Raw genomic sequence first — 9604 nt, forward strand, 5'->3', positions numbered from 1 at the left:
CTAACAAAAAACGGTTACGCCAGCTTCGCCTTCACCTCGTCGGCGACGTTCTGCGGCACTTCGTCATAGTGCGAGAACTGCATCGTGTACTGCGCACGTCCCTGGGTGAAGGAACGCAGTTGGTTCACGTAGCCGAACATGTTGGCCAGCGGCACGATCGCCTCGACCACCTGAGCGTTGCCGCGGCTGTCGGTACCCTGGATCTGGCCACGACGGCTGTTGATGTCGCCGATGACGTCGCCGAGGTAATCCTCGGGGGTCACGACTTCCACCTTCATCATCGGCTCGAGGATCTTGATGCCGGCCTTCTGCGCAGCTTCGCGCATCGCGCCACGGCCCGTGATCTCGAACGCGAGCGCCGAAGAGTCGACGTCGTGATACTTACCGTCGAGCAGGTGCACTTCGAAGTCGACGATCGGGAAGCCGATCAGCGAACCCGTCTCGGCGGTTTCCTTCATGCCCTTCTCAACCGACGGGATGTACTCGCGCGGGATGTTGCCGCCCTTGATCTCGTCGATGAACTGGAAGCCTGAGCCACGCTCGCCGGGGACGACCTTCACCTTCACTTCGCCGAACTGACCGGAGCCGCCCGACTGCTTCTTGTGGGTGTAGGTCAGCTCGACTGGCTTCGCGAGATACTCGCGATAGGCAACCTGCGGAGCGCCGACGTTCGCCTCGACCTTGAACTCACGCTTCATGCGGTCGACGAGGATCTCGAGGTGGAGCTCGCCCATTCCCTTGATGATCGTCTGGCCGGACTCGTGGTCGGTCGTGACGCGGAAGCTCGGATCCTCGGCGGCCAGGCGGTTGAGGGCGATGCCCATCTTCTCCTGGTCGGCTTTGGTCTTCGGCTCCACGGCAACCTCGATGACCGGCTCCGGGAACTCCATGCGCTCGAGAACGATGGGAGCGTTCTTCGCGCACAGCGTGTCGCCGGTCGTCGTTTCCTTGAGGCCAGCCAGCGCGACGATGTCGCCCGCATAGGCCTCTTCGATGTCCTCACGGCTGTTCGCATGCATGAGGAGCATACGGCCGATCTTCTCGTCCTTGTCCTTGACCGAGTTCAGGTAGGAACCCTTGCTTAGCTTGCCCGAGTAAATGCGGGCGAAGGTCAGCGAACCGACGAACGGGTCGTTCATGATCTTGAACGCGAGCGCCGCAAACGGAGCGTCGTCGCTCGAAGGACGCGTGTCCTCGACGTCGCTGTCCGGCTTCACGCCCTTGATCGCCGGCACGTCGAGCGGGCTCGGCAGATAGTCGACCACTGCATCGAGCAGCGGCTGGACGCCCTTGTTCTTGAACGCGGAGCCGCAGACCACCGGCACGAACGCGCGCTCAAGCGTACCCTTGCGGATCAGCTTCTTGAGCGTGGCCGTGTCGGGCTCTTCGCCCTCGAGGTAAGCCATCATGACTTCGTCGTCTTGCTCGACGGCGGTCTCGATCAGCTTCTGGCGATACTCGGCGGCCTTGTCCTTAAGGTCGTCCGGAATCTCGACATAGTCGAACTTCGCGCCCAGGCTCTCGTCCTTCCAGACGATGCCGCGGTTGCGAACGAGGTCGACGATACCCTTGAGGTCGCTCTCCGCGCCGATGGGTAGTGTCAGAACGAGCGGGGTCGCACCCAAGCGATCGATGATCGACTGAACGCAGAAGTAGAAATCGGCGCCGGTGCGGTCGAGCTTGTTGATGAAGCACATCCGCGGAACGCCATACTTGTCGGCCTGCCGCCAAACGGTCTCCGACTGCGGCTCAACGCCGGCAACGCCGTCGAACACGGCGACCGCACCGTCGAGGACGCGGAGCGAACGCTCGACTTCGATGGTGAAGTCGACGTGGCCCGGCGTATCGATGATGTTGATGCGGTGCTCTTCGCCCTGACCGTCGTCAGCCTTCCAGAAGGTCGTGGTCGCGGCCGACGTGATCGTGATGCCGCGCTCCTGCTCCTGCTCCATCCAGTCCATGGTCGCCGAGCCCTCGTGGACTTCGCCGATCTTGTAGGACTTGCCGGTGTAATAAAGGATACGCTCGGTCGTCGTGGTCTTGCCGGCGTCGATGTGCGCCATGATGCCGATATTGCGATAGCGCTCGAGCGGATGGCTGCGGGCCATGGTCGTGTCTTCCTTAGCGATGTGGGGAGCCGGCAGATCCGGCTTCCCCAGATATAGGTACGAAAATTACCAGCGGTAGTGGCTGAACGCGCGGTTCGCTTCCGCCATGCGGTGCGTGTCCTCACGCTTCTTCACGGCATTGCCGCGGTTCTGCGCTGCGTCCATCAGCTCGCCCGAAAGGCGACCCGACATCGTCTTCTCCGAACGGGCACGCGCTGCCGAGATCAGCCAGCGGATGGCAAGCGCCTGAGCGCGCTCCGGACGAACCTCGACCGGCACCTGGTAGGTTGCACCACCGACGCGGCGGCTGCGGACCTCGATGCCCGGCTTCACATTGTTGAGCGCATCATGGAACACGCCGATCGGCTCACGCTTCAGGCGGGTTTCGACGGTTTCGAGCGCGCCGTAGACGATGCCTTCGGCGACGGACTTCTTACCGTCCAGCATGACGCTGTTCATGAACTTCGACAGGACGACATCCCCGAACTTCGGATCGGGGAGGATTTCGCGCTTCTCTGGGCGACGACGACGAGCCATTGGAAAATTCCTTTCTCTTCAGCCTCTTCCGGAACCTGTCCGGGGCTTACTCTCGTGATTACTTGGGACGCTTGGCGCCGTACTTAGAGCGGGACTGCTTGCGGTCCTTGACGCCCTGGGTGTCGAGCACGCCGCGAAGGACGTGATAGCGAACGCCCGGAAGGTCGCGCACACGGCCGCCGCGGATCAGCACGACGCTGTGCTCCTGGAGGTTGTGGCCCTCACCGGGGATGTAGCTGATCACTTCGCGCTGGTTGGTCAGGCGGACCTTGGCAACCTTACGCAGAGCCGAGTTCGGCTTCTTCGGGGTCGTCGTGTAGACACGGGTGCAAACGCCGCGCTTCTGCGGGTTCTGCTCCATCGCAGGGACCTTCGACTTGGCCTTCTGCGGTTCGCGACCCTTGCGGATCAGCTGGTTAATCGTTGGCATGAAGCCCTTCACCTTTCATTGCCGGCATTCCCGGCGGTTACTTTGCTCAACACAAAAAGCGCGACGCCCAAGCAGCTTCAGGCCGCTTGGCCACGCGCAATTTGAGCAATGTTCAGCTCTTGCCCGGCGCTAGCGAACGGAATTCCTCTTGCGCGGACGGCGGCCACATAGCGACGGGGCGGCTGAGGGTCAACCGCCCTGCACCGGTTGTGTTTAGGCCGTAACGGTCTCCACGATGCGCTTGCCGCGATGCAGCTCGGCCGTGAAGAACAGCGACCAGAGACCCCTGAATACCATGCTCAGGCCGACGAGGAAGCCGAGGAAGGCAAACGCCTGCGCCGGGTTCATCGTGAAAACGATCGCGCCGAAGGCAATGTCGATCAACGCAACGAAGATCAGCCACCCCCGACCGGCATGGACGTTGAACGCCATCGCCAATTCGAAGACGCCGCTAACCAGGAACCATGCGCCCAGGATCCACACGAGCGACACCGCGCCTGCGACAGGGTTGTAGAGCACGATCAGTCCGGCAACGATGGTCAGCAAACCGAGAACGATGCCTATCCACCCGCCTTTGTGGCCTATGCCGGCAATGCCCCCGGCAAGCATGAAGCCGCCGGCGACACACAGCATCGCCGCTAGGTAGATGCTCGCCGCCAGGCTGGCCAACGGCGGTTCGATCAGCGCGAGGATGCCCACGACCAGAAAAGCGATCCCGGGAACGAAATCCCACCCCGGCCAATCCCGAAGTGATCTGCGTTGCGTGGCGCTGGTGGACGCGGCCTGGTCGGTGGCCATGGTTTGCTCCATCCCTGACTCCTCAATCACGCTTGGATTGGCTGGATTTGCTCGGCCTTGATCTCGGCCCTAGCCCTCGCCTCGATCGCTTCCAGCGTTGCCAGTTCGGCAAGCTTGGTGGCGGCGATGGCGTAACCAATGGCGACCCGCGCGTCCGTCGCTTTGGCGTCCGCGTAATTGCCCGCCTGCCAGGCGTGAAATTCAGCCTTTTTCTCGCGCAGCTGCTGCAGGTCTGAATCGACCTTTGCTCTCAGCTGCTCGAAATATCCTTTCGTCGCCTCTGACGCCTGCGCGACATGGTCGCCGACCTTCTGCAGTGCGGCCGTGGTTTCCTGGTGAACCTGCTCGCGCTGCTTCTCAATGTGCTCCTTGACCTCGGATTGAGCTTTAGCGACCCGGTCTTCCGCTTTCTTCGCTTGCGCTGACAGCTCTGCGAGTTGCTCGGACAGTGGTTCCATGGCGCTCCTCCTAAGGCGGCGCCGGTTCCGCGGCCTGCTGAAATTCCCATCTACGCCCACTGGCAGAGTCGCGGCTTCGGCCGCGCCCCGCCTATAGCACTTCGCTATTCGGTCGTCTTGCCGTCCCACTCTTCGTCGTGGTGCCGGCGGTCCGCCTCTTCCTTGGTCGACTGGACGATCCCGTCCTTGTGCTCGGGCGGCGCGTAAATCGTGTACAGCCGCAGCGGCTGCGAACCCGTGTTGCGCACATTGTGGCGAGCGCCCGCCGGCACGATCACCGCAAAATCATCCTCGACCCGGTTTGCGACGCCATCGATGTCCACTGCGCCCGAGCCCTCCTCGACGCGGAAGAACTGGTCGCGGTCCTCGTGGACCTCCTCGCCAATCTCTTCGCCCGGCTGCAGCGTCATCAAGACCAGCTGCAGATTGTGCCCGGTGTAGAGCACACGGCGGAAGTCCTCATTCTCGAGCGTCTGCTTCTCGATATTGTCGCAATAGCCCTTCACCGTTCCTCCTTCAGGGGATCGTGGCCCCAATTCATCAAACTGTAGCGCCAGCGAGAAGTGTAGACGTTCTCGGGACGCTGTGCGGCGTGCCGGTGCACATAGCCCACCACCTTGCGCATGTGCAGATAGTCGTCGTCCGTCAGACTGCTGGCCTTCTTACGCAGGATCTTCACGATCCGGCGTCCGCTCGCATGGCCGACGCTTTCGTCGCCATCGTTCGCCTTCCAACCGACGGCCCGACTTTCATCCGTCTTGAGCCACTTTTCGATTTCGGCCGCGGTCATGTTCACCGCGCGGCTGAATTCCTTGTCGATCTTCGAACGGTCGAGTTCAGCCATACTGCTGAAATGACCGAGGAGACCGTCGGTTCAACAAGGATCGAAGGCAGTGCCGCCATTCTGTAGCTGCTCCGCTGCGCCGTTCATCGGGCGCACGAACAGGCGCCGGACCTGTGGCCACTGCGCCTTGGCTTCCTTCTCGACCTCGCAGACCACGCGCTCGACGTCGCCAGCAGGCATGTTGTTGTCGAAGTCGACGTTCATCATCACCGTAATCTGATCGGGTGATGAGTGAACCGTCAGGATGTGGCCGACGCCGACTACGCCGGGCTTCTCCGCGACCAACTCGTGAATGCACTGGACCAAGGCGGGGTCGGCCGCCTCACCGATCAGCAGGCCCTTCGATTCATAGGCAAGCAACAGCGCCGTGAAGCCGAGAATCCCGCCGATGACGATCGATGCCGCGCCGTCATAGACCGCGTTGTCTGTAATCTGCGTGAGCGCCAGTCCTACCGCCGCGGCGATGATGCCGGCTATTGCAGCGCCATTCTCCAGCAGGACGATGAACGCCGGCGGGTCCTTGGAATGGCGGATGGCGGCGAACCAGCCGAGGTTGCCCTTGGACTCCTTGAACTCGTTGAAGGCTTCCAAGGTCGACCAGCCTTCGAGGAGAAAGGCGACGAGAAGCACGCCATAAGCCACGTAAGGGGACACCGCCGGTTCGCGGTGCATGATGTGGATGACGCCTTCGTAGATCGACACGCCCGCGCCGAGCGCGAACACGAGCACGGCAACCACGAAGCTCCAGAAGTAGAGTTCGCGACCATATCCGAAAGGGTGCAGCCAATCCGGCGGGCGCTTCGCTGCCCGCCTGCCCCACATCAGCAGTAGCTGGTTCACTGAATCGACGACGCTGTGCACGCCTTCGGTCAGCATGGCGGAGGAGCCGGTGATGGCTGCGGCCACGAACTTCGAAGCCGCGATGCCCAGGTTGGCGAGCAGCGCGATGACAAGCGTCCGCGTACTGGCGGTCGGCGCGCTCATGCCGGCAAATCCCCTTTAGATATGAATCACTCGCCCGAACGCGGCGAGGACGCTTTCGTGCATCATCTCCGAAAGCGTCGGGTGAGGGAAGACCGTCTGGATGAAGTCGGTTTCGACCAGCTCGGCGGTCTTGCCGATCGTATAGCCCTGGATCAGCTCCGTAACCTCGGCGCCGATCATGTGCGCACCGAGAAGCTCGCCGGTTTTCGCGTCAAACACGGTCTTCACGAAGCCTTCGACCTCACCCAGCGCAATTGCCTTGCCGTTTCCGATCGCCGGGAACTTGCCGACTTTCACATCGTAACCTGCTTCCTTGGCCTTGGCCTCGGTCAGGCCGACGCTCGCCACCTGCGGGCGGCAGTAGGTGCATCCGGGAATGTTCTTCGGATCGGTCGGATGCGGGTGCGCGTCCTTGTTGCCGAGTTCCTTCGCAATCGCCTCGGCCGCAGTCACACCTTCGTGGCTGGCCTTATGCGCAAGCCATGGCGGCGCAGTCACGTCACCGATTGCCCAGATGCCGGGCACGTTCGTGCGGCACATCGGATCGGTGTCGATATGCCCCTTGGTCGTTTTCACGCCGAGCGCTTCGAGCCCGATATTCTCCGTATTGGGTACGATGCCCACCGCGACGATGCAGTGGCTGAAGCGCTGCTCAGCAGTCTTTCCATCGCTCGTTTTGATCTTCGCTGCGACGCCCTTCGCATCGGCTGTCAGGCCTTCGACGCCCGCTGAGGTGAGGATCGTGAGCCCCTGCTTCTGAAGGCTCTTGGCGAGCTGTGCGCTAACCTCTGCATCTTCGACGGGGACCACACGGTCGAGCATCTCGACGACCGTCACCTTGGCGCCGAGGTCGGCGTAGAAGCTCGCGAATTCGATCCCGATCGCGCCCGATCCGATCACCAGCAGCTCGGTCGGCATTTCGGCCGGCGTCATTGCATGGCGATAGGTCCAGATCTTCTTCCCGTCGGCCTTGGCGAACGGTAGGTCACGCGCCCGTGCTCCGGTCGCAACGATGACGTGCTTGGCGGCGAGTTCGGTCGTCTTTCCATCGGCCCCCGCGACGCTGAGCTTGCCCTTCCCGGTCAGCTTGCCCTCGCCCATCACGACCGTGATCTTGTTCTTCTTCATCAGGTGCGTGACGCCCTGATTGAGCTGCTTCGCCACCGCGCGGCTGCGCGCGACGACCTTGCCGAGATCGAACGACGGCTTCTCATTGCTGAGGCCATAGGCATCCGCATGCTGCATGTAGTGAAACACCTCGGCGGTGCGCAGCAGCGCCTTGGTCGGAATGCAGCCCCAGTTCAGGCAGATGCCGCCCAGAAGCTCGCGTTCGACGATCGCAGTCTTGAGACCCAGCTGTGCCGCGCGGATGGCGGCCACATAGCCTCCCGGTCCGGAGCCGAGGACGATGAGGTCGTAATTGTCAGCCATTGATTTCTTTTCCCTCCGCGAACGGTCGCGGTTTTCCTTGTTCGTCGAGCGCGACGAAGGTGAACTCGCCCTCCGCCACGACCTTTTCAACCTCTCCGTCACGCTCGCGCGCGATGGCTTCCGCCTTCAAACGCAGCGAAGTGCGTCCCTGGTGCAATTGGTCGACGTAGACGCTGAGCTCATCGCCCACCGCCATTGCGCCGGGAAACTTGATCGAGTCCGCCGCAACGAGGATCGCCTTCCCGCGAGTCAGCCTCGACGCAAACGATCCGCAAGCCAGGCCCATTTGCCCCATCAGCCATCCGCCGAACACGCCACCGTAGGGGTTCGTGTCGGACGGCATTGCAGTGACGCGGATGATCGGAATGCGGTGAGTTGATTCCACGCGATCAGCGGGGGTCGTGCCAGTTGAAGAAGAGGCGGAGCCCAAAAGCAGAGCCAAGAAACAAGGGGATCGACAGCAGAAGGCCCGGCGATCCTGCATGCGGGTGAACTGTTCCCCAACCGGCCCAGCTATCGGTCCAGACACCAGACTGAGCGTCCATGGCCGTCGGCAAAACGATGCCGAGCACCGCTCCCATGATCAGGGCCGACAGCCACTTCATCTCAGGCGAGCATCCCCAATGGGTTCTCCACCAAGTCCTTGAATGCCTTCATCAACCGCGCACCGTCGGCGCCATCGATCGCGCGATGGTCGAAGCTCCCGGTCGCGCTCATGATTGTCGCGATCTGTAGGCTGTCATTGATGACATAGGGCCTCTTCTCTCCCGCACCGATGGCCATGATCATGCCCTGCGGGGGGTTAATGACTGCTTCAAATTGCTTGATGCCGTACATGCCCATGTTGCTGAGGCTTGCGGTGCCGCCCTGATATTGCTGCGGCTGCAGCTTGCCGTCGCGAGCCAGCGCCGCCAGTTGCTTCATCTCGGTCGAGATCGCCGACACGCTCTTGCTGTCCGCGTTCGCGACGATTGGCGTAATCAGGCCCGCCGGAATGGACACCGCCACCGAAATGTCCGCGCGGCTGTACTTGAACATATGGTCGCCGGCGAAAGCGACGTTGCATTCCGGCACGGCGATCAGCGCCTGTGCGAGCGCCTTGATCAGCAAATCGTTGACGCTGAGCTTCACGTCGCGGCTGGCGAGACCCGCGTTGAGCTCCCCGCGCAGCTTCAGCAATGCGTCGAGCTGGATGTCGACGGTGAGATAGATGTGCGGAACCTGCTGCTTGGCCTCGGTCAGGCGGCGCGCAATGGTCTTCCGGATATTGGAAAGTTTGACCTCTTCGTGTGGAATTTCCTGCTCGAATGGTCCCGGCATGACGAGGTGGCCGCCGCCGATCGCTGGCGCCGCCGTAGCGGAAGCAGGAGCTGCAGCTGGCGCAGCCGGTGCTTTGCCCACGGCCGCATCGATATCTGCGCGCACGATACGGCCACCCGGACCGCTGCCCTGCAGAGAGGAAAGATCGATGTTCTGTGCCTGAGCGAGGCGGCGCGCCAATGGCGACGCCTTAATACGATCGCCATCCGCGCGAGCCGGGGCGGCGGCGGGCTGCGCCGGAGCGGCCGGGGTTTCGACGGGCGCCTGAGGCGGTGGCGCACTCTTGGGTGTCGCGTCAGCCTTGGGCTCGGGTGTGGCGGTCGGCGTCGGGGCGGGAGCGGTGTCGGCCTTCGGTGCGGCACTGGCGGCGGCTGATGCGTCTTCACCCTCGCCTGCCATGATTGCGATGGGCGCGCCGACCTTCACGCCGTCCGTGCCCTCAGGGACCAGGATCTTCGCAATCTTGCCCTCGTCGACGGCCTCGAACTCCATCGTCGCCTTATCGGTCTCGATCTCGGCGAGGATATCGCCGGACTTCACGTCGTCGCCTTCCTTGACGAGCCACTTGGCGAGCGTGCCCTCCTCCATGGTCGGTGAAAGCGCGGGCATCTTGAGTTCGATCGGCATCGTCTACTGTCCGTGAAATGGCTTGCCGTCCCAAAGCCAATGCGGCGGGCGCGGTCAAGTGTGCGCC

12 protein-coding genes are annotated in these 9604 nt (G+C 62.6%); all 12 read right to left on the reverse strand.

The window, feature by feature from the left end; all coding sequences use genetic code 11:
* Positions 1-14 precede the first annotated feature (14 nt).
* Complete coding sequence (gene fusA, locus AC4GYV_RS10495) at positions 15-2108, reverse strand: elongation factor G (protein ID WP_491100655.1); 2094 nt, start codon at positions 2106-2108, stop codon at positions 15-17.
* A gap of 66 nt (positions 2109-2174) precedes the next feature.
* Entirely contained in the window at positions 2175-2645 is a 471-nt protein-coding gene (rpsG, locus tag AC4GYV_RS10500; protein ID WP_491100656.1) for a 30S ribosomal protein S7, read from the reverse strand.
* A gap of 58 nt (positions 2646-2703) precedes the next feature.
* Positions 2704-3075 carry a 30S ribosomal protein S12 gene (gene rpsL, locus AC4GYV_RS10505; RefSeq protein WP_147044308.1) on the reverse strand — a complete coding sequence of 124 codons (372 nt, stop codon included), beginning with the start codon at positions 3073-3075 and terminating at the stop codon, positions 2704-2706.
* A gap of 213 nt (positions 3076-3288) precedes the next feature.
* Positions 3289-3873: an HdeD family acid-resistance protein gene (locus tag AC4GYV_RS10510; protein ID WP_491100657.1), complete on the reverse strand. Its 585-nt coding sequence runs from the start codon at positions 3871-3873 to the stop codon at positions 3289-3291.
* Positions 3874-3899: 26 nt separating this feature from the next.
* Positions 3900-4331, reverse strand: a complete 432-nt coding sequence (locus AC4GYV_RS10515; protein WP_491100658.1) for a hypothetical protein — start codon at positions 4329-4331, stop codon at positions 3900-3902.
* A 104-nt stretch (positions 4332-4435) separates the two neighbouring features.
* Positions 4436-4837: a cupin domain-containing protein gene (locus tag AC4GYV_RS10520; protein WP_491100659.1), complete on the reverse strand. Its 402-nt coding sequence runs from the start codon at positions 4835-4837 to the stop codon at positions 4436-4438.
* Positions 4834-5175: a DUF3140 domain-containing protein gene (locus AC4GYV_RS10525; protein ID WP_491100660.1), complete on the reverse strand. Its 342-nt coding sequence runs from the start codon at positions 5173-5175 to the stop codon at positions 4834-4836. The genes AC4GYV_RS10520 and AC4GYV_RS10525 overlap by 4 nt, the downstream gene beginning before the upstream one ends.
* A gap of 30 nt (positions 5176-5205) precedes the next feature.
* Positions 5206-6159, reverse strand: a complete 954-nt coding sequence (locus tag AC4GYV_RS10530) for a cation diffusion facilitator family transporter (protein ID WP_491100661.1) — start codon at positions 6157-6159, stop codon at positions 5206-5208.
* A 15-nt stretch (positions 6160-6174) separates the two neighbouring features.
* Entirely contained in the window at positions 6175-7590 is a 1416-nt protein-coding gene (gene lpdA, locus AC4GYV_RS10535) for a dihydrolipoyl dehydrogenase (RefSeq protein WP_491100662.1), read from the reverse strand.
* Entirely contained in the window at positions 7583-7975 is a 393-nt protein-coding gene (locus AC4GYV_RS10540; protein WP_491100663.1) for an acyl-CoA thioesterase, read from the reverse strand. Before AC4GYV_RS10540 ends, lpdA begins: the two co-directional genes overlap by 8 nt.
* 4 nt (positions 7976-7979) lie before the next feature.
* Entirely contained in the window at positions 7980-8195 is a 216-nt protein-coding gene (locus AC4GYV_RS10545) for a hypothetical protein (RefSeq protein WP_491100664.1), read from the reverse strand.
* 1 nt (position 8196) lies between these two features.
* Entirely contained in the window at positions 8197-9537 is a 1341-nt protein-coding gene (locus tag AC4GYV_RS10550) for a pyruvate dehydrogenase complex dihydrolipoamide acetyltransferase (protein WP_491100665.1), read from the reverse strand.
* Positions 9538-9604 lie beyond the last annotated feature (67 nt).

The organism is Sphingomonas sp. SP4 (assembly GCF_058313375.1).